Here is a 26,333-nt window from a genome sequence, read left to right as displayed (position 1 = left end):
TGTCTCCGGGCCGATGAGATGCCCCCTTTATGACGCGTTTTCCACTGTGAAAGCGAAGTCATTCTGGGCGGCAATCCGACGAAAGATCTTCAGGCGCTGGAGGTGCGTGGCCTGCACCGGCCTCTTCGCGAATGAATTCGCTCCCACAGGTGTTCTGCGGTGTGCAGGGCTTCTTGCGCCCGACCTGAACCCTGTAGCCAAAATGCCCATCATCGACGTGCTGGCGTAGGCCGCATTCTCAATGCGCGGCATTCAACGCCTTCACCGCCTCACCCGCCGCCTGCTCCTGCCCCGCCTGCGCGAGATCATTCGCAGCCTTGAGCCAACGTTCGCGATCCACCGGGGACGGCAACTGACGAGGCCCCTGCACCAGAATCGCCCAGTTGCCCGCGTTATCCCAGTCCGAAGTGAACTCGTCGAAACTCACGGTCAAGCGGCCCAGCCCGGTGTAGATCAGCATGTTGCGTTTGTTCTGGTTGAACCCGACAAGCACGCCATAGCGTTGCTCTTTCCACCAGAACGAGCCCTCGCTGAACCGCACCATGACCGGATAACCGGCGGACACCTGCGCCAGCAGATCAGGCAGTTGATGATCGACCGGGTACACCACGAAACCGTATTCGCGCGCCACGTTCGTCATGCTCAGTTCGAGGGTTTTCTCCGACGCCGGCAGCTTCAGCGGCTTTTCCAGCAAGCCAGGCGTGGTCTGCACGCCGCGCACGCTCAGCATGCTCGCCAACGCGAACGGTCCGCTCTGGTAAGACTTGCCCCGGAAGAACGGCACCGAGTTGAGCTCGACCCGGTCCGGCAGGCTTTTATAGACCGGCGGATAACCCGGCTTGTACGCGTGAGGGTCGGCACACCCCGTCAGCATCAACGTCAAGGCCAAGCCCCACCACATCCGTTTGCTTCCAGAGACTTCCATTCGAGACATTTTTCACTCACTTGTCAGGTGCCGGGGCAACCTGCAACCCGGCCTGGACGCCGATCATAGAGCCGCCGAGGGTCCGGGTATAGCCTCTCTGCACAGTCGGTGAAACTGGATAGAACAAATAGGTCACAGAATTCCTACCATCGGTCAATTTTCAGCAACAACCCACGTACTAGACTGTCGGTTACTGAGAGAACGAAGAGCGCAGAGCCGGAGGAAGACATGAGCCTCGGAATGACCATTGTGATGTTGATCGCTGCCTGGCTGGCTGTGGCCGGCGCCATGCTGTGGGGGGTGATGCGGATTTCCCGCCGTCATCACCCGCATTATCGAACCCTTGAAACCACCCGCACATCCGCGCCCTTGAATGCGCGTAAACCCCGTCATGCGACGGCGCACTGACGCCCACCCGACCTCGTCGGATCAGTAAACCTTAAGCCAAAAAAACGGTCGGTGATGGTATTCCCATCCCCGACCGTTTTTCATTCCCAGCCTGTCAGCCTTTCGTAGCCGTCGTTTCAGCGTCGAGCTTACGCTGCCTCGAACGGCGGGCCAGCATGTTCAGCACTTCGATCAGCGCCGAGAACGCCATCGCCGTGTAGACATAGCCCTTCGGTACGTGAGCGCCGAAACCTTCGGCAATCAGCGTCATGCCGATCATGATCAGGAAGCCCAGCGCCAGCATGACCACCGTCGGGTTATCGTTAATGAACTTCGCCAAGGGCTCGGACGCCACCAACATCACGACCACAGCGGCAATCACAGCGATGACCATGATCGGCAAATGCTCGGTCATGCCGACGGCGGTGACGATGCTGTCGATGGAGAACACCAGGTCCAGCATCAGGATCTGCCCGATGGCGGCGGCCATGCTCATCACGACGGTTTTGGAAATCGCGGCCTCTTCCCCGGTCTTGATGTCCATGCTGTGATGAATCTCAGTGGTCGCCTTCCACACCAGGAACAAGCCACCGGCGATGAGGATCATGTCTTTCCACGAGAACACCTGACCGAACACGTCGATGACCGGCTCGGTCAACTGGACGATCCACGCCACCGTACTGAGCAGGCCCAGCCGCAGAATCAGCGCCATGCTGATGCCGATGCGGCGCGCCTTCGTGCGCTGATGAACCGGCAGCTTGTTGGTCAGGATCGAGATGAAAATCAGGTTGTCGATGCCGAGGACAATTTCCATGACCACCAGCGTGGCCAAGGCGATCCACGCGGTGGGGCTTGCAGCCAGTTCTAAAAGGTATTCCATGTGCCGGTATCCATTGGGTCGCGTTGATGAGACAAGGCGGCATTCTAGGGACTGAAACACTTCAGTAAAATTCGTATTTATCAGGCGTATACTTCGTTTTTTACGAAGTGTCTGTGCCGAGGCGAATTCATGCTCAACTACCGTCAATTGCACTATTTCTGGGTGGTGGCCAAGACTGGCAGCATCGTGCGTGCCTGCGAGCAGCTGAACCTTACGCCGCAAACCATCAGTGGTCAGCTTAGCCTGTTGGAGCAAACCTACGGGGTGGAGCTGTTCAAGCGGGTGGGACGCCAGTTGGAGCTGACGGAGATGGGCCGCATCGCCCTGCCCTATGCCGAACAGATGTTTCAGCTTGGCGGCGAGCTGGAAGCGTTGCTGCGGGCGCAGCCAGATGAACAACAAATCCTGTTCCGGGTCGGTGTCGCGGACGTGGTGCCCAAATCCATCGTTTACCGGCTGATCGCTCCGACGATGGAATTGAGCGAGCCGATTCGCATCACCTGCCGCGAAGACCAACTGGAACGCCTGCTGGCCGACCTCGCCATTCAGCGCCTGGATCTGGTGATTTCCGACAGCCCCATGCCTTCGCATCTGGACATCAAGGGCTACAGCCAGAAACTGGGGGAATGCGGGGTGAGCTTCTTCGCCACGGCCGCCTTGGCGCGCACCTACGGCCAGGATTTCCCTCACGGCATGCAGGGCGCGCCGCTGTTGATTCCCGGCCAGCAGACCGTGGTGCGAAGCCGATTGATGCGCTGGTTCGCCCAACAGAACGTGCAGCCGAGGATCGTCGGCGAGTTCGATGACAGCGCGCTCATGAAGGCGTTTGGCAAGTCCGGCAGTGGCATCTTCATAGCACCGAGCGTGATCGCCGATGAAGTGATGGCTCAGTACGACGTCGAACTGATCGGCCAGACCGATGCGGTGACCGAGTCGTTTTACGCGATCTCGGTCGAGCGCAAGGTCAAGCACCCCGGCATCGTCGCCATCACCGAAGGCGCGCGACGCCAGTTGTTCACCGACTAAGCGTTGCAGCCGACGGGGCGCGGCTTGAAGGTCATCAGCAGCAGGGCCAGCAGAATCGACAGCAGGATGATCCCGGCCGCCGCGAAACCCAGGTTGGCCAGGCCGAGATGGTCGATTACCCGTCCACCGACGATGGCACCGATACCGATCCCCAGGTTCGCCCCGGCAATGTTCAGCGACGCGGCAAATGCCGGGGCTTCCGGGGCGGCTTTCATCAAGCGGACATGGCTGACCAGGAACAACGCCGCTTGCGTCACGCCCCAGACTGCGAGGGCCAACGCCAGGGCAGGCAGCGAATGCATGCTCGGCGCCACCATCACCATGCCGCCAATCATGAACGTGCAGAACGTCAGGCTGGCGATCAGCGGATGCCGGTCCACCAAGCGCCCACCCAGCGAATTGCCCAGCAGGCCCACGGCGCCGAAGCCCATCAGGCACCAGCCCACCACGGTGCCGTTGAACCCGGCCAGGCGTTCGAGCATGTCGGCCAGGTACGTGTAGGCCGTGAACATGCCGCTGAACACCAGCACCGAGAGCAGCACGTGGCCCTGCATGATGGGGCTGCGCAGGATGCGAAACTGACTGCTGAACGACGCCTGATCCTTGTGCATGCTCTTCGGCAGATAGATAAACAGCAACAGCGCCTTGGCGAAGGCCATCACCGCCAGCACCATGAACGCGGTGCGCCAGCCGAACCCGTCGGAAATCAGCGTGCCCACGGGAATCCCGAACACCGTGGCGCAGACGATACCGAAGCCGATCTTGGCGATCGCTCGTCCTGCGTGATCGGGTCCGACGATATCGACCGCCGTTTCACTGGCCAGCGCCCAGAACACCGGCAACCCGAGCGCGGGAATCAGCCGGGCCACGGCCATCACCCAGATATTGGGCGCGAACGCCGCGACCACGTTGGCGACGCCGAACATGATCAGCACCGAAATGAACAGACGCTTGCGCTCGAAGCGCGAAAAGTACGCGGTCAGGAACGGACCAAAGCAGGCCACGGTGAAGGCGAACAGGGTCACCAGCAGACCAGCTTGCGGGATCGTCACGGCCAGGTCGCGGGCGATGGCAGGCAACAGGCCGACGATGACGAACTCTGTGGTCAGCACGGTAAAGCCAGCGGCCGACAACAGGTAAATGGGGAAAAACATGAAATCTCCAAAAACGACGAAGAGACCAGTCCTTGCGGAGCGGCCAATCGGAATGACGTAGTGCGAAGCGCGGAGAGTACCAGACATCGGCGCCAGAGTCGGTCGACCGGCGCACAAAAACAAAACCGCCGCCCGAACAGATCGGACGGCGGCCGGATTCAGAGGTTCAGCGCAGGCTGACGGGCTGTATCAGTAGGTGCCCATGTAGTCGCGCTTGCCCACTTCCACACCGTTGTGACGCAGCAGGTCGTACGCGGTGGTGACGTGGAAGAAGAACTGTGGCAGCGAGTAGTGCAGCAGGTATTTCTGAGTGCTCATGCGTTTTTCTTTGTCGGTGCCTGGGCGCAACACGATTTCGCGCTCTTCGTTGCCGTCGACCTGTTCAGGGGTGACGGTGTCGATGAAGGCCAGCACTTTGGTCAACAGGGCTTGCAGGTCGGCGAAGGTGACTTCAGTGTCTTCGTACTTCGGCGGCTCGATGCCCGACAGACGCGCGCTCGCGCCCTTGGCGAAATCGACGGCGATCTGTACCTGGCGGACCAACTGGAACATGTCCGGGAACAGACGCGCCTGCAGCAGTGCGTCTGGCTGGATGTTTTTCGCGGTGGCGTGGGCTTCACCCTTGGCCAGCACGGCGCTCAGCGCGGTGAGCATTTGCTTGAAGACAGGAATCGAAGCGGCGTACAGAGAAATGGTCATGACAGTTCCTGATGGAGTGAGTCGCATTGGGGAGGCATGAGTGACATGCGAACGCGGCTTGTCTTTTACCTCATCCAGCCCCTACCCTCATAGCCTTTTCAACACACAGGGAACGGGCCATGTCCACCGAGCTGGATTCCGATAACGGTCGCGACGACGCAGACACGCTGCAGTTGAACAGCACCGAAGTGCGTATTTTGGGCTGCCTGATCGAGAAGCAGGCCACCAACCCTGAAACCTACCCCTTGACCCTCAACGCACTGGTCCTGGCCTGCAACCAGAAGACCAGCCGCGAGCCGGTGATGAACCTGACGCCCGGTCAGGTCGGCCAAAGCCTGCGGGCGCTGGAAAGCCTGCAATTGACACGTCTGGTGATGGGCAGCCGGGCCGACCGCTGGGAACACCGGGCTGACAAGACGCTGGAGCTGGTCCCGGCGCAGGTCATCCTCACCGGCTTGTTGCTGCTGCGCGGCCCGCAAACCGTCAACGAACTGCTGACTCGCAGCAACCGCATGCACGATTTTGAAGACACCGACGCGGTGGTCCATCAACTGGAGCGCCTGATCGGTCGCGGGCTGGCGGTGCTGATCCCGAAACAGGCCGGGCAGCGGGAAGACCGTTACATGCACGCGCTGGGGGATCCGGCAGACATGGAAGCCATTCTTGCGGCGCGGCAGACTCCGGTGGAGCGTTCCAGTGGCGGCAGCTCGGGGCTGGCGGAACGGGTTGAAGCGCTGGAAGCGCGGATTAACGAGCTGGAAGAGCGACTGGCGAAGCTGGAGGGTTGAACGGCTACAGACAGCCGCGACTTGATTGTCTGAGCGATCTGTCTCTGTCGCCTGGTCCGCCGCCTCGCGAATGAATTCGCTCCCACGGTTGTGGCCGTTTCAGGCCCAAGATTTCGACGCGTCGGATTCCTGTGGGAGTGAATCTACTCGCGAAAGGTTTTTCAGGCGACACCCATGCGGTGAATCTACTGGCCTCAATCGCGAATGAATTCGCTCCCACAGTTGAGCTGCGTCAGGCCCATTATCTCGCTGCGCATCGGATTCCTGTGGGAGCGAATTTATTCGCGAAAGGCTTATCAGGCGACACCCATGTGTTGGCCGTACGCGTCAGCCGCGAGCAAACGTCGCTGCGGCTTGATATTGCTCATCGGTGGGGCGGACGCCGGTGTAGAGCACGAACTGCTCCAGCGCTTGAATCGCAGCGACTTCATCCCCTGTGATCAAACGCTTGCCCGCTTTTTCCGCCGCGACGATAAAAGGCGTACGGGCCGGGGTGGCGACGACGTCGAACGCCGTGTCGGCGGCTTCAATGGCCGCTTTCTCGAAGGCCAAGGCATCCGCCTGATCCCCAGCCATCCCCAAGGGCGTCACATTGACCAACAAGGGCGGCCGCTCGCTGCCCAGGTCCGCTTGCCATTCAAACCCGCAGGTCTTCGCCAGCGCCCTGCCCGCCTGTTCATTGCGCGCCACGATCAGGCCATCGGTAAAACCGGCATCCCGCATCGCGCAGGCTACGGCTTTCGCCATGCCACCGCTGCCTCGCAAAGCAAACGGGGTACGTGGCACGGCATGGGTATCCACCAACTGAGCGACGGCAATGTAATCGGTGTTGTAAGCCTTCAGATGCCCGTCGGTATTGACGATGGTGTTGATCGACTGAATCGCCGCCGCCGACGGGTCCATCTCATCGATCAACGCAATGCTGGCCTCCTTGAACGGCATCGACACACCACACCCGCGAATGCCCAGGGAGCGCATGCCCGCGATGGCGGCTGGCAAGTCAGTCGGGGAAAAGGCCTTGTAATAAAAGTTGAGGCCCAACAGTTGATACAGATAGTTATGAAACCGCACCCCAAAGTTGCCGGGACGCCCGGCGAGGGACATACATAACAGCGTTTCCTTGCTTGCAGTCACTAACATGAAATCTCCCGAACGGTATGCGTTAACGCCCTGAGAAAGGCGTAGAATTCAGTTGCTTGCGGCATTAACCGCAGCAATTGTCATCAAAGTCACCGAATACCTTACACAAAATTTACGCAGCGGCTTCGCAGATTTCCCGAAAGTCGCTGTCTGATCAGTTATCCCGTGGCAGTGCCTGAGCGTAACGCAGGCTCGCGACAACGGGACTGAACACCGAGGAACAGTCATGATTCGTCACATCCCCAAGGTTGCCTTGTTGTTAGGTGCCCTCGCCCTCGCAGGTCAGGCTGAAGCCCATGGCGGCGGCCCAGGCTGGGGTGGAGCGGCAGTGATCGGCGCAGTCGTCGGCGGCGTGGTGGGTGCCGCCGTGGCTTCCGGCCCTGTCTACGCGGCACCGGCTCCGGTGTATGCAGCGCCAGCGCCGGTGTACTACGCACCGCCGCCACCGCCTGTTTACTATCAACCGGCCTACGTGGTTGAGCGTCCCGTCGTCTACGGCCCACGCTACTACGGTCCGCCACGCTACTACGGCCCACCACCGGGCTACTACCACGGTGGCGGTCGCTGGTAACAGTGACGCACCGACCTGAGACTGTCGGTTATCGATCGGCAGCCTCCCGAATACCAGACCCCGCCCAACCGGCGGGGTTTTCGTTTCTGCTGAGTGTCGACCGTGGCGCTCGACTCTGAAGGGGTCACAGGCTTCGGATGAGAACGGATGCACAATTCCTGTGCCCCGGCGGCAAAAAAACTGACCTGTCACACATCAATGACGACTATCGAGCGCGGTGATTTCTGCTGATCGGGATCGCGCCGTAAAGTAGCGCCATAGATTGATGGAGGCACTTATGACCAAGGTTCAGATCATGTCGGTAGTTGGCAGCGCAGTTCCCGCATCGCTTCGCGAACGTGGCTTGCTGGCCTGCTGGTACCTGGTCCAGAACGGCGAACCGGTCAGCGGTCCTCTGCCGTCGTTGCCTGCGGCCCAAGCCCTGTCCCAGCAATTTGAAGCCCGCAAGCTCAACAGCTGAACTGAATTCGTTATTCCCTGAATCGTGCGTTGCTCCGCACTTCCCTTTGGCCCGCATCCCAGATGCGGGCTTTTTTTTGCGTCGGAGACGCCGGAGGCTTGCATCTGCCTGACAGAATCAAACCCGCTCAGCCTGCGTCGCATTCACCTGGCAGCGATGTGCCAGTTTCTGCAACCGTTTTTCCAACGCCCCGAGGACAACCCGGTCCGAACGGCCGCTTTCCAGTTCTTCGATCATCTCATTCGCCACTAACCGCAGTTCATGAGCGATTACGACACGGTCGTCGTTCTGGTCCAGCTTGTGCGACTCGAACAGCCGGTGCAGGTAATCCTCAAGCGTGCGCTGCAAGCGGTGCCGATCCGCCGCCCGCAAATGCACCAGGTTCACCGTGATTTTCGCCAGCAGCTCATTGAGCTCGCCACACAGGTACTGCATCCGCCGCGCATAGCCGGTTTCGCGATCCCGCAATTGCTTGCGCTGCAACGCCAAGTCCTGACGTTTCTGAATCGCAGGCACCGCAATCGCCATCATCAGACCGACGATCAGGCCGATGGCCTGAATCCAGCCCGCCCAGTCCGACGGCCGCACGAACAAGCCCGCGACGAGCAAGAGCACCGCAACGATTGCCGCACCGAACACCAGAGACGCGTAATCCTTGCTGATAAACCCTTTGGGCATTGCACAACTCCTAGGTCATTTGAGGGATAAACACCGATGGCGTCGAATGCTAATTCGTGACTCGCCGCAGTGCCATGAATATCGACATGCCCAGCGCAAATACAGGTTTTTTTCGCCCTTAACCTGAACGGATGCCATACAAGCGGTTTTTAATACCAAAACGTCCTATGCCGGCCATCGACATAGTTAGAAACATGCTCCTAAAATGCGCCCATCTTGTTGTCGCTCTTGAAAAAAGTCCGACTGTCCACGCCCTCTCCATTCTTTTTAAGTGAGCTTCGCTCTTGAACATTCGCACAACCCTCATCGGCCTGTTTTTTGCGCTCACAGGCTCGGCACTTTCCACCGGTGCCCTTGCGAACGAACCCGCTGCTTTCAATCGTGACCCGGCCAATCTTCATCTGGCTTCCGGCAGCGCCATGATCACCGATCTGCAAACCGGCCAGGTCCTGTACTCCAGCAATCCCGACGTCATCGTGCCGATTGCTTCGGTGACCAAACTGATGACCGCCATGGTCACCCTCGACGCCAAGTTGCCGATGGACGAGATGGTCAAGGTCGACATCTCCCAGACCGCCGAAATGAAAGGCGTGTTTTCCCGCGTGAAACTGGGCAGCGAACTCAACCGCCGCGACATGCTGCTGATCACCCTGATGTCGTCGGAAAACCGCGCAGCGGCGAGCCTCGCGCACAGCTACCCGGGCGGCTATCCGGCGTTCATCAAAGCCATGAACGCCAAGGCCAAGGCACTGGGCATGAGCCACACCGTGTACATGGAGCCAACGGGCCTGTCGGTGTTCAACGTGTCCACCGCCCGCGACCTGACCAAACTGGCCCTGGCGGCGCGCAACTACCCATTACTGCGTGAGCTGAGCACCACCCAAGAGAAAACCGTGAGCTTCCGCAAACCCAACTACACCTTGGGTTTCAGCAACACGGACCACTTGGTGCGCAAGTCCAACTGGGACATCAAGCTGACCAAAACCGGCTTCACCAACCAGGCCGGGCATTGTCTGGTGCTGCTGACCAGCATGGCCAACCGTCAAGTTTCGGTGGTGATTCTGGACGCCTTCGGCAAGTTCACTCACTTCGCGGACGCCAGCCGTATGCGCCTGTGGATGGAGACCGGTAAGAGCGGTCCGGCGCCGGAAGTCGCGTTGCAGTACAAGAAGGAAAAGAATCTGGTCATGAAGCAGAAAGGCCTGCAAGCCTCGGATTGATTCGACGCTTCGCTTCATCGGATTTGCCCTCGTTGGCGCCCGTCAAGGCGCCATCTTCCCCGCCCCCGGACAGCGCTAAGCCGCGGAACTGACAACAGTTTCATCAATCCTGCCGCGCATAATGGCCGCGACCCGCTACGCTTGAGGTGTATCGGCTTGTTTCGGATACCGCTCGGGGGAGTAGCACCATGGTCGTCAAGTGGATAGTGGCTGCGTTGCATCTGTTGGCGTTCGGTTTCGCGCTGGCGGCGGTTCTGGCAAGGGGGCGGGCACTGCGCAGATTGCGCACGGACGATCCCCGTTCCTTTCGCGACGTGTTCGTGGTCGACAACATCTGGGCGGTGTCAGCGGGGATTCTACTGATCACCGGCGCCTTTCGTGCGTTCGGCGGGCTGGAGAAAGGCTCGTTCTACTACCTGCACCAACCGTTGTTTCACCTGAAGATCACGGCCTTCGTGGCGATTCTGGCGCTGGAAGTCGTGCCGATGTTCGCCCTGATCAAATGGCGCATCGCGTTCAAAAAACAGCAACCCATCGACACCTCCCGCTCACGACGTTTCGCCCGCATCAGCCACATGGAAGCGGCGTTGATGGTGATTATCGTGATTGCGGCGACGGGGATGGCACGCGGGATTCTTCTAAGTTAAAAGCGCCGCGGTCGGGCTTCTGGCCGAAGGCCGTGGGAGTTGGCTTGCCTACGATCGGCTGCGCAGCAGCCGTATATCCCGCGTACGCGGTTTGTCTGACGAAACCGAGGTGCCCGGTTTTGCTACTGCTGCGCAGTAGATCGTAGGCAAGCCAACTCCCACGGCCTGCGGCCAGAAGCGGATCGAGGTATAGCCATCATCTCGGGCCAGAATCAAAAAAACGTGGCACCGGATCAAACGCCGCAAGCGCCACCAAACTCAATTCACCCAAAACACCATCAACATCACGTTCGCCAGCGAGATCAGGCCGAACAGCCCCCACGCCAGCACCTTGGTCACGGTGTTATTGGCAAACGGCCCCATGAGCTGTTTGTCGCTGGTGAAGCGGATCAGCGGCCACAAGGCGAACGGCAGTTGCAGGCTGAGGACGACCTGGCTCAGCACCAGCATCTTGCCCACCGCCCCGTCGCCGAACCAGATCACACCGGCCAGTGCCGGAATCAGCGCCAGCGCCCGCGTGATCAGGCGGCGTTGCCAGCACGGGATCTTGGCGTTGAGGAAACCTTCCAGCACCACCTGACCGGCGATGGTCCCGGTGAACGTCGAGCTTTGCCCCGCCGCCAGCAGCGCAATCCCGAACAGCACGCTGGCCAAGGCGCCGCCCACCAGCGGATCAAGCAGGTGGTAGGCGTCCTGAATTTCCACCACGTCGGAATGGCCGTTGCCATGAAAGGCCGCCGCCGCAAGGATCAGGATCGCCGCGTTGATCACCAGCGCCAGGCTCAGGGAGGCGATGGTGTCGACACGCGCATAACGAATCGCACTGGCCTTGCTCTCGACAGAGCTGCCATTGACCCGGGTCTGCACCACTGACGAATGCAGATAGAGGTTATGGGGCATCACGGTCGCACCCAGAATGCCGATGGCGATGTACAGCGGTTCTTGCTGACTCAATACGTCCCACGACGGTTTCAACCCGGCAACCACATCCGGCCAGAACGGTTTGATCAGCACCAATTCAATAAAGAAGCAGGTCGCGATGGTTGCGATCAGGCCCAGAATGATCGCTTCCAGACGACGAAAATTGGCGCCCTGCAGGGCGAGCACGATCACGGTGTCGAACGCCGTCAACGCCACGCCCGTGGTGATCGACACGCCCAGCAGCAGGTGAAAGGCCAGCGCCGCGCCGAGCACTTCCGCCAGGTCCGTCGCGAGGATCGACAGCTCGGCCAGAATCCACTGCCCCATGCCCACACGACGGCTGTAGCGTTCAGCCGACAACTGCGCCAGGTCCCGGCCGGTGGCGATCCCCAGACGCGAACACAAGTTCTGCAACACCATCCCGGACAGGCTCGCCAGCACCACCACGAACAGCAGCGCGTAACCGAAACGCGATCCCGCTTCGATGGCCGTCGCCCAGTTGCCCGGGTCCATGTAGCCAATGGAAATCAGCAGGCCTGGCCCGACGAACAGCATCAACTTGCGCAGGAACGAAGCATTGGCCGGAATCGCGACGGTGTCGGTCACGGCAGAGGGGCAAAACGGCGCGGTGGCGGTGGTGGGGAGTTTGTATTTCACGGGAGTCCGGCGGGTGATTGCGATCAGCCATGAAGCTTAAACGCCGGGAAATATTTTGTCTTGAATCTCTGCAAAAGCTCTAACATGCGTCGTCCCACGGAACTGGAAAACAATAATGTCTTCGCTTTCGCCCTCCTCCGACCCTGCCCAAACCCCAATGGATGGCATCGACCCCGTTCGCGCCGCCCGGATTTCTGCGCGCATCGATCGCCTCCCTGCCGTTTCAACGATCTGGAAACTGGTGGCGTTGCTGTCCATCGGCGGCTTCTTCGAACTCTACGACCTGTTCCAGACCGCCTACATCAGCCCCGGCCTGATTCGCGACGGCCTCTTCGCCACGGGCGCACAGGGCGTGTTTGGCTTTTCCGACCAGGCCGCATTCGCCTCGGCGACCTTTCTCGGCCTGTTTCTCGGCGCCAGCCTGCTGAGCCCGATTGCCGATCGCTTTGGCCGCCGTGCGATCTTCACCTTCGCGCTGATCTGGTACACCGTCGCCACCGTGCTGATGGGCATCCAGACCTCAGCGCTGGGCATCATCTGCATGCGTTTTCTGGTGGGCATCGGCCTGGGCATCGAGCTGGTGACCATCGACGCCTACCTCTCGGAGCTGGTGCCCAAGCGCATGCGCAGTTCGGCGTTCGCCTTTGCATTCTTTGTGCAGTTTCTGTCGGTGCCGTCGGTGGCGTTGATGTCCTGGTGGCTGGTGCCACAGGACCCATTCGGCATTGCGGGCTGGCGTTGGGTGGTGATTGCCAGTGCGGTGTTCGCGCTGTTCATCTGGTGGTTGCGTTCACGGTTGCCGGAGTCGCCACGCTGGCTGGCGCAGCACGGACGATTTGCCGAGGCCGAAAAGATCATGGACGACCTCGAAGCACGCTGCGTGAAGGACCATGGCCAGGCGCTGGACGCTCCGGAAACCCACAACGTGGCCGTCGAAGGCAAAGGCCGTTTCGCTGACATCTGGCAGCCGCCCTATCGCCGTCGCGCGCTGATGCTCATTGTGTTTCATGTGTTCCAGGCCATCGGCTTTTTCGGCTTCGGCAACTGGCTGCCGGCCTTGCTCTCGGGTCAAGGCGTCAGCGTCACCCACAGCCTGGCATACGCCTTCATCATCACCCTCGCCTACCCGCTGGGGCCGCTGCTGTTCGTGAAGTTCGCCAACCGTTTCGAGAACAAATGGCAGATCGTCGGCTCGGCGCTGGGGGCCATGATCTTCGGCACGCTGTTCGCGCAACAGAGTACGGCGGCAGGGCTGATCGTCTGCGGGGTGATGATCACGTTCTGTAACGCGTGGCTGAGCTTCGCCTATCACTCGTACCAGAGCGAACTGTTCCCCACCAACATCCGCGCCCGCGCCGTGGGGTTTTGCTATTCGTTCAGTCGGTTGTCGACGGTGTTCAGCAGCCTGTTGATCGGCCTGTTCCTCGACCATTTCGGCACGCCGGGGGTGTTGACCTTCATCGTCGTCAGCATGCTGATCGTGATCATCACCATCGGCGCGTTCGGGCCGAAAACGCGGAACCTGGCGCTGGAGGATATTGCGCATCGGTGAGGGGCGCAGGGCAAGGGCTTTTGATTCTGGCCGGAGGCCGTGGGAGTCCGGCCAGAATCAAAAGCGGAGCCTGGCGCTCACCTGATCCCCAACCGCTTCGCCAACCGACTGAGGTTGGCGCGGTCCAGGTTCAGCTCTCGCGCTACCTCGGCCCATTTGCCGTTGTGCCGACTCAACGCCTCGTTGATCAGCAGCGTCTGAAACCCGTCGACCGCCTCTTTCAGCCCCTCGCCGGGTTTGACCACCGGGTGCACGTCCGCGAGCAGCGATGGCGTACCGAGGGCGACGGGCGATTCATCCTCCAGCCCCAGCGCGGGCGCCTCGATGGTCAGAATGCGCGGCCTTTCGCTGTGGGCCGACAGGGCTTTCAGCACAGCGCGGCTGATCAGGTGCTCCAGTTCGCGCACGTTGCCCGGCCATGAATAACCCAGCAACACCCCTTGCGCCTCGGGACTCATCCGTAGGCTGCGCAAGCCCATCCGTGCGCGGTTCTCTTCCAGAAAATACCCGGCGAGCAGCAACACATCCCGGCCTCGCTCGCGCAAGGGCGGCACCACCAACGGGTACACGCTCAGACGGTGATAGAGGTCAGCCCGGAAACGCCCGGCGCGCACTTCCTCCGCGAGATCACGATTAGTGGCGGCGATGATGCGCACGTCCACGCGATGCTCCTGATCGGACCCCACCCGCTGCAATTGCCCGCTCTGCAACACCCGCAGCAACTTGGATTGCACCGGCAGCGGCAACTCTCCTACTTCGTCGAGGAAGATCGAGCCCCCGTCGGCCAGTTCGAACTTGCCGCTGCGCCCACTGACGGCCCCCGAAAACGCGCCTTTGACGTGACCAAACAGTTCGCTTTCCACCAGTAATTCAGGGAGCGCGGCGCAATTGAGGCTGATCAGCGGCTTCTGGGCACGAGGCGATTGCAGGTGAATGGCTTCGGCCACCAGCTCCTTGCCGACGCCGGTTTCACCAGTGATCAACACCGTCAGCGGGCTGTTGCCCACCAGCTGGATTTCCTGCTGCAAGCGGCGATGCACCGCGCTTTGCCCAATCAACTCTCGGGGCCCGCGCCCTCCCGCAGCGCGCTTGTAGACTTCAGCCAGTTGCCGCTGATCTTCGACGCTGCGGGCCAGCAGGCTCATGCGTTCACTGGCCATGACCGTCGCCGCAGCGAGGCTGGCAAACGCTTGCAGATCCCGCAGATCGGCGCTGCCGAAACGCGCCGGGTCCAGCGAGTCCAGCGTGATGACGCCCCACAACGTGTCCTGCACGTACAGCGGACAGCCGAGGCAATCGTGCACTTCGAGGTCGCCGTGTACCCCGTCAACCAGACCGTCGTAGGGGTCCGGCAAGTCACAGTCGGTGGAAAACCGCGTGGGCTCGCGGTTTTGTACGATGATGTCCAGCCGCGGGTGCTCGCCAAGCCGAAAGCGGCGGCCCAGGGTGTCAGGGCTCAATCCCTCGACCGACAACGGCACCAGCACGTCCTCCTCAAGCCGGAGCAACGCGACGGCATCACAGGGCAGCAACTGCCGCAGCGAGCGTAACAGCCGCCGATAACGTTCCTGGTCTGGCAAATCACGGGACAAGTCGGCCACAAGGGGCACGAGGGCCAGCAGCAAGGGGTGGGTCATAGAACTCCAGAACACGGTTAAGCGCCGAAAAAACGTTGTCATTATGACACCGGCCCGAAGCGCCGCCAGGGCCAATCCGCACGATTTCACCCACGCAACGGCATAGACATACGCCATTAGTTGGTCGCCAATTAATCGCCGCGCGCTGTTTCACCCTTGAGACATTTGCACTTCATAGTGCCGGTATAACGCGTTGTTTAAATCTGACGTCAGACACTCGTCGCACCGCGCGAGACCCTTTAATTTAAATGAAGTTTCGAAAAAACATTTTTGTTTATAGTCGGACTGATCCCCAAAGGAGCACCCGAACATGGCAAGAATTCAGGGAAGAGTTCAGGAAACGTTTCCCCCGCTGGTCGTTGATCTGGACGGCACATTGTTACGTTCCGATCTGCTGATGGAAACGGCCATGGCCTTTGTCAGAGGCACGCCACTCAAGGCGTTCAGCCTCCTTCGGTGGTTGCTCAAAGGCAAGGCGGCGCTCAAGGAAGGCTTGGCGCTGGGGACGGAAATCGATGTATCCGTATTACCGTACGATCCCCAGATCATTGAAATGATCCAGGCTGAAAGAGCCACGGGACGGATGATCGTATTGGCCACGGCGAGCCATGTCAGTCTGGCGGAGAAGATTGCCGAACACCTTCAACTGTTTGACCTGGTATTAGCGTCCAATGCCAATCGCAACTTGTCCGGCAATAACAAACGTGACCTCTTAGTTGCGCACTACGGTGAAGGCGGCTTCGATTACATCGGCAACTCGAAAGATGATTTGCCGATCTGGAAAGTCTCCCGCCAAGCCTACGTGGTCAACCCGGATTCAGGGGTTGAGTCCCGCGTAGAGGCCATGACCCAAGTCGAACCGACGATCCGCACCCACACCGCCAGCCTGCGGGATTGGCGCAAGGCGCTGCGCATGCACCAGTGGCTGAAAAACGCCCTGATTTTCGTGCCGCTACTGGCGTCCCACCGCCTGGCGCAATTCGACCTGATGCGCGACGGCATATTCGCCTTCTTCTGCTTCGGCCTGTGCGCCTCCAGCGTCTACATCCTCAACGACCTGCTGGACCTGTGCGACGACCGCCACCACAAGAGCAAATGCAACCGCCCGTTTGCCAGTGGACGGCTGTCGATCAAGGCCGGGCTGATTCTCGTCCCGACGCTACTGCTCACCGCCTTCGGCGCCGCGTTGCTGTTGTTACCTTGGCAGTTCTCGGCGGTCATGGCCGCGTATTACGGCCTCACGCTGGCCTACTCGCTCAAGCTCAAACGGCTGATGGCCTGGGACGTGATCGCGCTGGCGATGCTCTACACCGCGCGCATCATTGCCGGGGTCGCCGCGTTCAACCTCACGCTGACCTTCTGGATTCTCGCGTTCTCGATGTTCATCTTCCTGAGTCTGGCGATGGTCAAGCGCTACGCCGAGTTGCGCGACGCTCGCGCTCGGGAAGTGAACACCTTCGCCCGAGGGCGCGGCTATTACCCCGGTGACCTGGACATGATCGCCTCCCTCGGTGCGTCGTCCGGGTATCTGGCGGTGATGGTCCTGGCGCTGTACATCCAGGACGCCAAGACCACCGCGCTGTACGTCACGCCCCACGTGATCTGGCTGGCGTGCCCGCTGCTGCTGTTCTGGGTCACCCGCGTGTGGATGCTGACCCATCGCGGGCAGATGAACGAAGACCCGGTGGTGTTCGCCATCCGCGACCGCACCAGCCAGTTGATCGGCGCAATTTTCCTGTTGATGTTCTGGATCGCCGCATGAGCACACCCCTGTATTCCTGGGGCCGTTTCCCCCAGAGTCCGCAACGGGGTCACAGCTGTGTCTGGCTCGACGACCTGCCCGCGCACCTCGACCGGGTGATCGATGATCACCGCAGCAGCCTGCCTTATGGCAATGGCCGCAGCTACGGCGACAGTTGCCTCGCGGCCAGCGATCAGGTGCTGCACATGCGCTCGCTGGACAGGCTGATCGAGGCCGACTGGGACAACGGCGTGCTCAAGGTCGAAACGGGCATCACCCTCGCCGAAGTCCTGAGCGTCGCGATTCCCCACGGCTGGTTTCTCCCGGTCACCCCCGGTACCCAATTCGCCACCGTCGGCGGCGCAATCGCCAACGACGTACATGGCAAGAATCACCACGTGCGCGGCACGTTTGGCCGTCACGTGCGCAGCTTCGGGCTGTTGCGTCACGGCCAGCCGGAGATGGTCTGTTCTCCCAGCGTCAACGCGTCATTATTCGCAGCCAGCATTGGCGGCCTGGGGCTGACCGGGATCATTCATTGGGCGCAAATCCAATTGATGCCGATCCGCGCCAGCCAGATCGACACCACCACCGTGCGCTTCGCCAACCTCGCCGAATTCTTCGCGCTCTCGGATGAACTGGACGACAAGCACGAGTACAGCGTCGCCTGGGTCGACTGCCTGGCCAAAGGCGCCGACACCGGGCGCGGCGTGTTCATCGTCGGCGATCACGCGCAGTACGGCTCGCTGGCTACCGAGCGTCGCACTAAATTGAGCATCCCGGTCACGCCACCGGTGTCGCTGATCAACAAACTGTCCCTGAGCGCTTTCAACAACCTGTATTGGCGCGTGCACCCGAGTCGGCGCACGCCGGGGCGCAGCGCTTACGAACCGTTTTTCTACCCACTGGATCGCATCCTGCACTGGAACCGCATCTACGGTCGCCGGGGCTTTCAGCAGTATCAATGCGTGATTCCCACCGCCAACGCCGAAGCGGCAATGGGCGAGCTGTTGCGGGCCATCGCCGATGCGGGGCAAGGCTCGTTTCTCGCGGTGCTCAAGCGCTGCGGCGACGTGCGCTCGCCAGGCTTGCTGTCATTTCCGATGCCGGGGACCTCGCTGGCACTGGACTTCCCCCAGAGCGAACACCTGGAGGACGTTGTATTCCCGCGCCTGGACGACATCGTTCGGGCTGCGGGAGGCCGCTTGTATCCGGCCAAGGATGCCCATATGAGCGGCGCGGACTTTCGTCGGGCGTACCCCGCCTGGGAGCGACTGGAAGCGCTGCGCGATCCCTCTCTGATGTCCCGTTTCTGGAGCCGCGTGCTGCTATGAACACACCCCACATGAAAAAAGTGCTGATCATTGGCGCGACATCGGCCATCGCCACCGCCTGCGCCCGTTTGTGGGCCACCGAGGGCAGCGATTTCTTTCTGGTCGCGCGCAACGTCGACAAACTCCAGCAGACCGCCGCCGACCTCAAGGCCCGGGGCGCGAAGAACGTCACGCTGCATGAAATGGACGCCAACGACATCGACGCCCACCCGCTGATGATGGGCCGCTGCCTGACCGCCCTGGGCCAGATCGACATCGCGCTGATCGCCCACGGCACCCTACCCGATCAGAAAGCCTGCGAGCGCGACGTGCATCTGGCCCTGCGTGAATTCGCCAACAATTGCACGTCGGTGATTGCCTTGTTGACGGTGCTGGCAACGCAATTCGAGACCCAGCGCTGCGGCAGTCTGGCGATCATTTCGTCGGTGGCGGCAGATCGCGGACGGCCTTCGAATTACCTGTATGGCAGCGCCAAGGCGGCGGTTTCGACCTATTGCGAAGGGCTGCAGGCGCGGCTGTTCAAGCTGGGCGTGCACGTCACCACGATCAAGCCGGGCTTCGTCGACACCCCGATGACCCAAGGCCTGACGCTGCCCGCCGCGCTGCTGGCGCAACCGGCGCAGGTTGCGCAACGGATCGTCAAAGGCATCGCCAACAAGGTGCCGACCCTGTACGCGCCAGGGTTCTGGGCCTTGATCATGCTGATCATCCGCTCGATCCCGCAGCCCGTGTTTAAGAGGCTGAACCTGTGAACGCGACAGCCTCCGAAGAACCGGTCCAGCTCTCGGGCTGGCGCTACCGCGCTGTCGTGCTGTCAGTGGTGGGCTCGGCGTTGGGCTACCTGGCCTTTTCGCTATGGGGCGGCTGGCAGGCCGTGGGCGCAGCGGTGCGCGAAGTCGGCCTGATCGGCATCGTCATCGCGCTGTTCATGTCGTCGGTGAACTACGGCCTGCGTTTCGTGCGCTGGCAGGCGTACCTCAAGGTGCTGGGACACCCCATGCCGTGGCGCCCGAGCCTGAACATTTACCTGGCCGGGTTCGCCCTGACCACCACGCCGGGCAAAGCCGGAGAAGCGTTGCGCGGCGTGCTGCTGAAACGCTGGGGCGTGCCCTATCCGCAGAGTTTCGCGGCGTTCTTCAGCGAGCGCCTGTCGGACCTGTTCGCCGTGGTGCTGCTGACCCTCTTCGGCCTGTCGCTGTACCCCGAGGCGATGCCGATGATCGTCGTGGGCGTGGGGCTGGGGCTGGCCGGCCTGCTGGTGCTGTCGCAACGTCGTTTGCTGGAACGCCTGACCCTGTTGGTGCCCACCGAGGGCGGCAAGGTCATCGGCCTGTTGCGCCATCTGCTGCAAGTGCTGGTGCATGCCCAGCAATGTCACCGCCTGCGCTTGATGCTGGGCCTCACCGCCTTGAGCGTCGTGGCCTGGAGCGCGGAAGCGCTGGCTTTCGACTGGATTCTGCACTGGATGGGCGCGGACATTCCGCTGACCTTCGCGGTGTTCGTGTACGCCTTGGCGATGCTCGCGGGGGCCGTGAGTTTCATGCCGGGGGGCCTGGGTGGCGCGGAAGCGGTGATGGTCGGGCTGCTGGTGTGGAAAGGCATGAACAGCGCCGACGCCGTGGCCGCCACAGTGCTGATTCGCCTGGCGACCTTGTGGTTCGCCGTGGCCATCGGCGCAGTCATGTTGTTCAAGCTCAAGGGTGAAGCGGCGCCTCGGCGCGAAGCGGTTCAGTAAGGTTCACGCGCACCGCCGTTCGGCTGCGCGTCATGCAAAAACAGGGACAGGAGTGCAACTCATGGTGGCAGCCGTACGCAATCGATCAATGCTGATTTCCGCGCTGTTGATGATCGGGGCGATTCTCGCCAGCTTTCTCGCATCAAGCGGTCCGATCCAGTGGATGGACAACGGCATGTTCCTCGCCGACGCGTCCCAAGGCCATTTCTTCAGTCAGACCCTCGGCCCGCTGGACCACCCGCTTTATCTGTTCGTAAGCACCGCGCTGTTTGCAGGCTTCGGGCCGCTGGTGTTGAGCTTCATGAATTCGCTGTTGCTGATCCCGCTGGGCTGGGCCATCTACCGTCTCGCCAAAGGCGTCGGCGCGACGACCCAGCAGGCGCTGGTCGCCGCGGCCACCGCCGTACTGTGTCACTGCGTGTTCTGGGTCTCGACCAAGGCCGAGGTCTACATCCTGCACACGGTGCTGGTGATCTTCGCCTACATGATCCAGTTCAGAGACAAACCGCGTCTGGGCGTGATGCCCGCGCTGTTCCTGATCGGCGTATTGACCGGCCTCGCCGCTGCGATTCACCAGTTGACCTTCATCGTATTGTTCCCGCTGTACGTGCAGATGCTCTGGCAGCACAAGGCGCGCATTCTCATCACCGTGCCCGGCTTCGTCGTGGGTTTCGGGGTGGCAATCCCCGGCGTCATCAACGAAATGCAGAACGGGCTGAGCCTCTACGACATCGGTCATCGCTACCTGATCGGCATCCCCGACCGCACCACGGAGCAAAGCTGGCAAGGCTCGCTGTTCCGTTTCGACGACATGTGGCACGAGAAGAACTCGGTGGTGCTGCTGATGCTGTCGCTGATCGGCCCGCAACTCGTCGGCCTGCTGCTGTTCCCCAAGCGTCCGGCGCTGCGGGTGTTGTGGGCGGCGGCAATGATGAACTTCATCTTCGCGGTCTCTTATAACGTCACCGACCGCTTCACGTTCTTCCTGCCAGGGGCCGTGCTGCTGAGCATCATCGGCGTGATTCAGCTGTACGCCCTGCTGCCGCGCAACGCTGCGGGCCTTGCCACCGCCTCGCCCCTCGCCGCGCCTGTCGTCATCCTCGCGGTGTTCGCCGTTTACGCCAGTGGCGCCATTCAGTTGCCCGTGCACAAGGAAACCCTACCGTTTCGCAACGACATTCACTATTTCATGGTGCCCTACCTCACCGACCGTTCCGCCGAAGAGTTCGTGCGCAGCTACGAAAAGTCCGCCCCCGAAGGCGCCCTCATCATCGCCGACTGGACGCCCAACGGTGCCCTGCGATCCGCCCAGGCGAGTGGCTTGCTCAAAGGGCGGACGTTTGAGTTGTGTGAAGAAGTCGCGAACATCGATGCTTATTTGAAAGGGCCAGGGGCGTATCTGGCACGGACCAGTTACTGCGGGATGATCGCGGACCGGTTTACGTTGGAGACGTTGCCGGTGGGGTATGAGTTGCGGGTGAAGTAAAGAGGTTTCGAGGCTGACGCGGCGCTCTGTGGGAGCTAATTCATTCGTGAACACTAGTGCTGGCGACACCTCTGCGTCGTCCGTACCTCCGACTTCGCGAATGAATTCGCTCCCACAGGTTTAGATCCGGGGCACACGCAGATCGTAGAGCGACCGGATTGTGGTCAGACCTTCTCCAACGCGCCTTCCTTGTGCATCGCCAAATGCCCGGTCTTGTCGCTCTTCACCTCATATTGCGGCTCATCTTCCGACGCAGGCCGATGTTTGCCCATGAACTCAACATCCTTGGTGTGCACCTTGGTGACCACCCCCACCACATGCCCCACGTCTGAGTTCCAGCGCACGTGATCGCCTTTTTTAAATTTATGGGTCATAGGGTTGCTCCTTGTTAACGCTCAGGGCTGCCAGAGGGTCTGGCTGCCTTCGAGTTTGCGGTCGAGGAAGGTGGCGGCGCTGATGAGGGCAAGGTGGCTCAGGGCCTGCGGGGTGTTGCCGAGGTGATGGCCATGGGTGTCGAACTCTTCGGCGTAGAGGCCCAAAGGATTGGCGTAGCGCAGCAACTGTTCGAACTCCAGATGCGCCTGTTCCACGCGTCCTGCCCGCGCGAGGCATTCGACGTACCAGAAGGAGCAGGCGACGAACGCGCCTTCTTCGCCGTCGAGGCCGTCGCCGTAGTCATCGTCGTTGCGGTAGCGGTAGACCATGCCGTCGCGCACCAGGGTGCGTTCGATGGCATCAAGGGTCGATAGCCATTTCGGATCGCTGGCGCCGACGAACCGCACCAGCGGCATGAGCAGCATTGAGGCGTCGAGGTTTTTGCTGCCTTTGTGCTGGACGAAATGGCCGAGGTCGTGGTCCCAGAAGTTTCCCCAGATGTCGTCGTGGATGGCCTGACGCTCGTTGGTCCAGCGCTCGAACGGCGCAGGCAGCGAACGCTTGAACGACAGACGCAGCGCGCGATCCAGCGCCACCCAGCACATCAGTCGCGAGTGCAGGAAGTGCTGATCGTCGCCGCGCATTTCCCAGATGCCGACGTCCTTGCTGCGCCAGTTTTCGCAGAGTTCGTTGACCAATCGGGTGGTGTGTTTCCAGCCTTCGTGGGAGATGGCCTCGCCGTATTTGTTGGCCAGGTACACGGCGTCCAGCAGCTCGCCGTAGATGTCGAGTTGCGTCTGTTTGTAGGCTTCGTTGCCGATGCGCACGGGCGTTGCGCCGCCGTAGCCGGAGAAGTGCGTCAGGTTTTCTTCGGGCAGTTCTTCTTGGCCCGCGAGGGAATACAGGATGCCGAGCTTGGTCGAGTCGTCGCAGCAGTCGCCCATGCGCTCGCGGACCCAGTGCATGAATGCGTTGGCTTCGTCGGTGTAGCCCAGGCGCATGAAGGCGTAGACGGTAAACGACGCATCACGAATCCAGGTGTAGCGGTAATCCCAGTTGCGCTCGCCGCCCTCTTCTTCCGGCAGCCCGAACGTGGCCGCCGCGACGATGCCGCCGTGTTTGCGCGATGTCAGAAGTTTGAGGGCGAGCGCTGAACGATTGACGGTTTCCCGCCAGCGACCCCGGTAGTTGGAGTGACGGCTCCAGTGCTGCCAGTAATCGACGGTACTTTTGAGGTCGCAATCGCATTGCGTAGCGCGGACGTTTTCGTCGTCGGCGCCGCCGAGCATGAACTCGACGATATCGCCCTGCTTCATCTCGAATTCGGCGATGGCCGCATGGCCGTCCAGCGACAGGTCAACCGTGGCACAGAGGCGCATGGCCGGTTGGCCCTGGGCTTCGAAGCGCACGTCTTTGCCCTCCATCTGCGCGGTGGTTTCGGCGCGGCTGTAATCGTGGCGGACGCGGCACAGCATCCGCACTTTCGTCGTGCCATGACGCACGTGAATGCGCCGCACCAGCCGTGGCAGGTCCTCGACTTCGTCAGCGATGGGCATCAGATCGGTGACTTCGACCACGGCATCCTTGGCGATCCAGCGAGTCATCAGCACGTTGGTTTCAGGCAGGTACAACTGCTGACGGCGTGCGTCGGGAAGGATGGGCGACAGCTGGAAGATCCCGGCGTCCGGGGTGTCGAGCAGCGCCGTGAAGATGCTCGGGCTGTCAAAATCCGGCCAGCAGCAGAAGTCGATGCTGCCGGTATCGGCCACCAATGCGGCGCTGCGCATGTCGCCGATGATGCCGTGGTTCTCGATGGCATTCTGCGGCTCGTCGCGCGGGTCGTGTTGCGTGCGGGAAGGCTCAACCATTGTTGCGAAACTCCGGATACAGGCTCATGCCGCCGTCGATGAACAGCGTGGTGCCGTGCACGTAATCGGAGGCGTCGGAGGCGAGCCAGACGACCGCGTTGGCGACGTCTTCCGCTTCGCCCACGCGGCCATAGGGAATCAGTTTCAGCAGCGATTTTTCGGCATCGCCGGTGGTGGCCTTGGTGTTGATCGCCGTACGAATCGCCCCCGGCGCGATGCTGTTGACGCGGATGCGCTGCTCGCCGACTTCCTGGGCAATGGAGCGCATCAGCAGGTCCACTCCGCCTTTCGAGGCGGCGTAGTTGACATGCCCGGCCCAAGGAATCACCTGGTGCACGGAACTCATGTGAATGATCTTGCCCAGTGCGCGGGAAATCTCGGGGCGGATCTCCTGCTTGGCGAACTGGCGCAACGCCGCACGGGCGCAGAGGAACTGGCCGGTGAGGTTGACGCTGATCACGGTGTTCCAGTCGTCGAGGCTGAGTTCAGCAATAGGGGCATCTTTTTGCAGGCCCGAGTTGGCGAGCAGGATGTCCAGCCGACCGAACGCCTTGAGGGTTTCGGCGAACAGGGCCTCGACCTCCTCCTCTTTCGACACGTCGGCGCGGACGGCAATGGCTCGGCCGCCCGCTTTCAATATCTCATCTACCAGTTTTTCTGCGGGTTCGGGTTGGGAGTGGTAATTGACCACGACCGCGGCGCCGGAAGCCGCCAGCCCTCGGGCCGCGCCCAGGCCTAAGCCAGAGCTGGCACCGGTTACCAGCGCGACCTGGCCTTTCAAGGAAATCTGCATGGAATGTCGAGCCTCAGATGAGCGTTTAAATGCTGACTGATGGCCTTGGATGGAAGTTCATTGCGGATGTCGCCAGGCTGCACCCGATCAAAAACCTTTGGGAGGTTTGTGTCTGGCTCAGACGCCGCAGCGCAGGTGAACCGCTGTGGGAGCGAATTCATTCGCGAATCGTCGGCCCAGACGCTGCATCTCCATCGCCTGGCATACCGTTTTCGCGAATGAATCCGCTCCCACACGTTAAGGTTTGTGTCTGGCTCAGACTCCGCAGCGCAGGTAAACCGCTGTGGGAGCGAATTCATTCGCGAATCGTCGGCGCAGGCGCCGCATCTCCATCGCCTGGAATACCGTTTTCGCGAATGAATTCGCTCCCACAGGTCTGTGCGTCGGTCGACAGGCACAGGGCGCAAAGCCCTTCCGTTAACCAACCGGTCCGCGAAACATACGGTTACGCTGGACGGCGGACGACGGTGCTTCATAAACTGCCGGTCATCATTTCGCAGGCTTTCAACGAGCAGGGTGACGAATGTCGCGTAACAGGGATCAGGTATGAATCGCAACGAGCTGCGCAAGGCCGACATCAACCTGATGGTGGTGTTCGAGACCTTGATGCAAGAGCGCAACGTGACCCGAGCCGCCGAGAAGCTGTTCCTTGGCCAGCCCACCATCAGCGCCGCCCTGAACCGGCTTCGAGCGTTGTTCAACGACCCCTTGTTCATCCGCGTAGGCCACCGCATGGAACCCACGGCGCGGGCCAACGAGATCATCCACCACCTGTCGCCGGCCCTGGACGCGATGTCCGTGGCGCTGAGCCTGACCCGCGATTTCGACCCCGCCAGCAGCGACATGACCTTCCGCATCGGCCTGTCTGACGATGTCGAATACAGCCTGTTGCCGCCCCTGTTGCGCGCCATTCGCCAGGAAGCACCGGGGGTCGTGATCGTCATTCAGCAGGTCAGCTACTGGAATGTCTCCGAATTGCTCATGTCCGGTGAGATCACGGTCGGTGTGTGCCTGACCCGCGAACTCCCCGCCAATGCCAAGCGCAAGTTGCTGCGCAGCGTGCAGCCAATGGTGGTGCGGGCAGACGATTCGCCCGAACCCTTGACCCTGGACGAATACTGCTCACGGCCGCATGTGGTGGTCTCCCACGTGGCGAATATTTCAAGCTTCGCGGATGAGTGGCTGGCGGCCATCGGGCGCAAGCGCAAGGCCGTCCTGTCGGTGCCGCAATACAGCACCCTGCCCGCCTTGATGGCCGGGACCGACCTGTTGTGCAACCTGCCGGATCATCTGACGTTGGCGATGGGCAATTCGGGACTGTTGAAGGGGGAGCCGCTGCCGTTCATTACCCCGAACCTGGAGCTGTCGATGGTCTGGCTGAGCGTGATGGACACTGATCCGGCAGAGCGCTGGCTGCGCAAGCGGCTGGAGCAGTTCATGGGGGATTACAGCCCGATTCCGCCGCTGCCCAAAGGCTGAGCTGTGACGCAAGCCCAACTGTTGGAGCGAATTCATTCGCGAGGCGTTCGAACATCCGACAGAGAAGTGTCGGATGTACCAGCCCTTCGCGAATGAATTCGCTCCTACAGGGGTTTCGTGGTGCTGCAGGTCTACAGGGTGTTCGGGGTCGTGCCTGTGGCCACCCGGTTGAGCGGCCAC

General features: G+C 61.2%; 25 protein-coding genes. 14 read left to right on the top strand and 11 right to left on the bottom strand.

Annotation, left to right across the window (positions count from 1 at the left end):
- Positions 1–238 precede the first annotated feature (238 nt).
- Positions 239–934, bottom strand: coding sequence for a peptidase C39 family protein (locus GVN17_RS10895; RefSeq protein ID WP_371928533.1), 696 nt, complete (start codon positions 932–934; stop codon positions 239–241).
- 219 nt (positions 935–1,153) lie between these two features.
- Between GVN17_RS10895 and GVN17_RS10890 the strand changes: the two genes are divergently transcribed.
- On the top strand, positions 1,154–1,333 hold the full coding sequence (locus GVN17_RS10890; protein WP_166595271.1) for a hypothetical protein: 180 nt from the start codon (positions 1,154–1,156) through the stop codon (positions 1,331–1,333).
- 94 nt (positions 1,334–1,427) lie between these two features.
- On the opposite strand, the gene GVN17_RS10885 is transcribed toward GVN17_RS10890, so the two are convergent.
- Complete coding sequence (locus GVN17_RS10885; RefSeq protein WP_166595270.1) at positions 1,428–2,192, bottom strand: TerC family protein; 765 nt, start codon at positions 2,190–2,192, stop codon at positions 1,428–1,430.
- A 129-nt stretch (positions 2,193–2,321) separates the two neighbouring features.
- Between GVN17_RS10885 and nhaR the strand changes: the two genes are divergently transcribed.
- Complete coding sequence (gene nhaR, locus GVN17_RS10880) at positions 2,322–3,218, top strand: transcriptional activator NhaR (RefSeq protein ID WP_166595269.1); 897 nt, start codon at positions 2,322–2,324, stop codon at positions 3,216–3,218.
- On the opposite strand, the gene GVN17_RS10875 is transcribed toward nhaR, so the two are convergent.
- Both GVN17_RS10875 and GVN17_RS10870 read right to left on the bottom strand, forming a co-directional pair.
- Positions 3,215–4,372: an MFS transporter gene (locus GVN17_RS10875; RefSeq protein ID WP_166595268.1), complete on the bottom strand. Its 1,158-nt coding sequence runs from the start codon at positions 4,370–4,372 to the stop codon at positions 3,215–3,217. The two genes, nhaR and GVN17_RS10875, sit on opposite strands and share 4 nt — an antisense overlap.
- 189 nt (positions 4,373–4,561) lie before the next feature.
- Positions 4,562–5,071, bottom strand: a complete 510-nt coding sequence (locus GVN17_RS10870) for a DUF1993 family protein (RefSeq protein ID WP_166595267.1) — start codon at positions 5,069–5,071, stop codon at positions 4,562–4,564.
- Between the two features lie 119 nt (positions 5,072–5,190).
- On the opposite strand from GVN17_RS10870, the gene GVN17_RS10865 reads away from it, so the two are divergent.
- On the top strand, positions 5,191–5,859 hold the full coding sequence (locus tag GVN17_RS10865) for a YceH family protein (RefSeq protein WP_166595266.1): 669 nt from the start codon (positions 5,191–5,193) through the stop codon (positions 5,857–5,859).
- Between the two features lie 327 nt (positions 5,860–6,186).
- Here the strand turns inward: GVN17_RS10865 and GVN17_RS10860 are convergent, their stop codons facing one another.
- Positions 6,187–6,999, bottom strand: a complete 813-nt coding sequence (locus GVN17_RS10860; RefSeq protein ID WP_166595265.1) for a shikimate 5-dehydrogenase — start codon at positions 6,997–6,999, stop codon at positions 6,187–6,189.
- A gap of 226 nt (positions 7,000–7,225) precedes the next feature.
- On the opposite strand from GVN17_RS10860, the gene GVN17_RS10855 reads away from it, so the two are divergent.
- Positions 7,226–7,570, top strand: a complete 345-nt coding sequence (locus GVN17_RS10855) for a hypothetical protein (RefSeq protein WP_166595264.1) — start codon at positions 7,226–7,228, stop codon at positions 7,568–7,570.
- A gap of 277 nt (positions 7,571–7,847) precedes the next feature.
- A complete protein-coding gene (locus tag GVN17_RS10850; RefSeq protein WP_166595263.1) occupies positions 7,848–8,030 on the top strand; it encodes a hypothetical protein in 183 nt (60 codons plus the stop codon).
- A 117-nt stretch (positions 8,031–8,147) separates the two neighbouring features.
- On the opposite strand, the gene GVN17_RS10845 is transcribed toward GVN17_RS10850, so the two are convergent.
- Entirely contained in the window at positions 8,148–8,708 is a 561-nt protein-coding gene (locus tag GVN17_RS10845) for a hypothetical protein (RefSeq protein WP_166595262.1), read from the bottom strand.
- 284 nt (positions 8,709–8,992) lie between these two features.
- On the opposite strand from GVN17_RS10845, the gene pbpG reads away from it, so the two are divergent.
- Both pbpG and GVN17_RS10835 read left to right on the top strand, forming a co-directional pair.
- On the top strand, positions 8,993–9,928 hold the full coding sequence (gene pbpG, locus GVN17_RS10840) for a D-alanyl-D-alanine endopeptidase (protein WP_166595261.1): 936 nt from the start codon (positions 8,993–8,995) through the stop codon (positions 9,926–9,928).
- A gap of 188 nt (positions 9,929–10,116) precedes the next feature.
- Complete coding sequence (locus GVN17_RS10835; protein ID WP_166595260.1) at positions 10,117–10,575, top strand: DUF2214 family protein; 459 nt, start codon at positions 10,117–10,119, stop codon at positions 10,573–10,575.
- 258 nt (positions 10,576–10,833) lie between these two features.
- Here the strand turns inward: GVN17_RS10835 and GVN17_RS10830 are convergent, their stop codons facing one another.
- Positions 10,834–12,153, bottom strand: a complete 1,320-nt coding sequence (locus GVN17_RS10830; RefSeq protein ID WP_166595259.1) for an Nramp family divalent metal transporter — start codon at positions 12,151–12,153, stop codon at positions 10,834–10,836.
- A 115-nt stretch (positions 12,154–12,268) separates the two neighbouring features.
- Between GVN17_RS10830 and GVN17_RS10825 the strand changes: the two genes are divergently transcribed.
- Positions 12,269–13,705, top strand: a complete 1,437-nt coding sequence (locus GVN17_RS10825; RefSeq protein WP_166595258.1) for an MFS transporter — start codon at positions 12,269–12,271, stop codon at positions 13,703–13,705.
- Positions 13,706–13,782: 77 nt separating this feature from the next.
- Here GVN17_RS10825 and norR read toward each other — a convergent pair whose 3' ends face one another.
- Entirely contained in the window at positions 13,783–15,342 is a 1,560-nt protein-coding gene (gene norR, locus GVN17_RS10820) for a nitric oxide reductase transcriptional regulator NorR (RefSeq protein ID WP_166595257.1), read from the bottom strand.
- Between the two features lie 310 nt (positions 15,343–15,652).
- On the opposite strand from norR, the gene GVN17_RS10815 reads away from it, so the two are divergent.
- From GVN17_RS10815 to GVN17_RS10795, 5 genes are all read left to right on the top strand, one after another.
- Entirely contained in the window at positions 15,653–17,104 is a 1,452-nt protein-coding gene (locus GVN17_RS10815) for a UbiA family prenyltransferase (protein ID WP_166595256.1), read from the top strand.
- Positions 17,101–18,417: an FAD-binding oxidoreductase gene (locus GVN17_RS10810; RefSeq protein WP_166595255.1), complete on the top strand. Its 1,317-nt coding sequence runs from the start codon at positions 17,101–17,103 to the stop codon at positions 18,415–18,417. The genes GVN17_RS10815 and GVN17_RS10810 overlap by 4 nt, the downstream gene beginning before the upstream one ends.
- Positions 18,418–18,428: 11 nt before the next feature.
- Positions 18,429–19,169: an SDR family oxidoreductase gene (locus GVN17_RS10805; RefSeq protein ID WP_166595544.1), complete on the top strand. Its 741-nt coding sequence runs from the start codon at positions 18,429–18,431 to the stop codon at positions 19,167–19,169.
- Positions 19,166–20,152: a YbhN family protein gene (locus tag GVN17_RS10800; protein ID WP_371928532.1), complete on the top strand. Its 987-nt coding sequence runs from the start codon at positions 19,166–19,168 to the stop codon at positions 20,150–20,152. Before GVN17_RS10805 ends, GVN17_RS10800 begins: the two co-directional genes overlap by 4 nt.
- Before the next feature lie 61 nt (positions 20,153–20,213).
- Entirely contained in the window at positions 20,214–21,638 is a 1,425-nt protein-coding gene (locus tag GVN17_RS10795) for a DUF2723 domain-containing protein (protein ID WP_256665181.1), read from the top strand.
- Positions 21,639–21,802: 164 nt separating this feature from the next.
- Here GVN17_RS10795 and GVN17_RS10790 read toward each other — a convergent pair whose 3' ends face one another.
- From GVN17_RS10790 to GVN17_RS10780, 3 genes are read right to left on the bottom strand one after another with little or no spacing between them, the layout of a single operon-like run.
- On the bottom strand, positions 21,803–22,012 hold the full coding sequence (locus GVN17_RS10790) for a DUF2945 domain-containing protein (protein ID WP_166595254.1): 210 nt from the start codon (positions 22,010–22,012) through the stop codon (positions 21,803–21,805).
- A gap of 21 nt (positions 22,013–22,033) precedes the next feature.
- Positions 22,034–23,881, bottom strand: coding sequence for a glycoside hydrolase family 15 protein (locus GVN17_RS10785; protein ID WP_166595253.1), 1,848 nt, complete (start codon positions 23,879–23,881; stop codon positions 22,034–22,036).
- Complete coding sequence (locus tag GVN17_RS10780) at positions 23,874–24,674, bottom strand: SDR family oxidoreductase (RefSeq protein WP_166595252.1); 801 nt, start codon at positions 24,672–24,674, stop codon at positions 23,874–23,876. The genes GVN17_RS10785 and GVN17_RS10780 overlap by 8 nt, the downstream gene beginning before the upstream one ends.
- 546 nt (positions 24,675–25,220) lie before the next feature.
- Here GVN17_RS10780 and GVN17_RS10775 point away from each other — a divergent pair.
- On the top strand, positions 25,221–26,153 hold the full coding sequence (locus GVN17_RS10775) for a LysR family transcriptional regulator (RefSeq protein WP_166595251.1): 933 nt from the start codon (positions 25,221–25,223) through the stop codon (positions 26,151–26,153).
- The last annotated feature ends 180 nt before the right edge of the window (positions 26,154–26,333 follow it).

The sequence above is a fragment of the Pseudomonas sp. SLFW genome (assembly GCF_009905615.1).
GTDB classification, from domain to species: domain Bacteria; phylum Pseudomonadota; class Gammaproteobacteria; order Pseudomonadales; family Pseudomonadaceae; genus Aquipseudomonas; species Aquipseudomonas bambusae.
The sequence above is the reverse complement of the archived record's forward strand: the minus strand, read 5'-3'. Positions and strand labels throughout refer to the sequence as shown.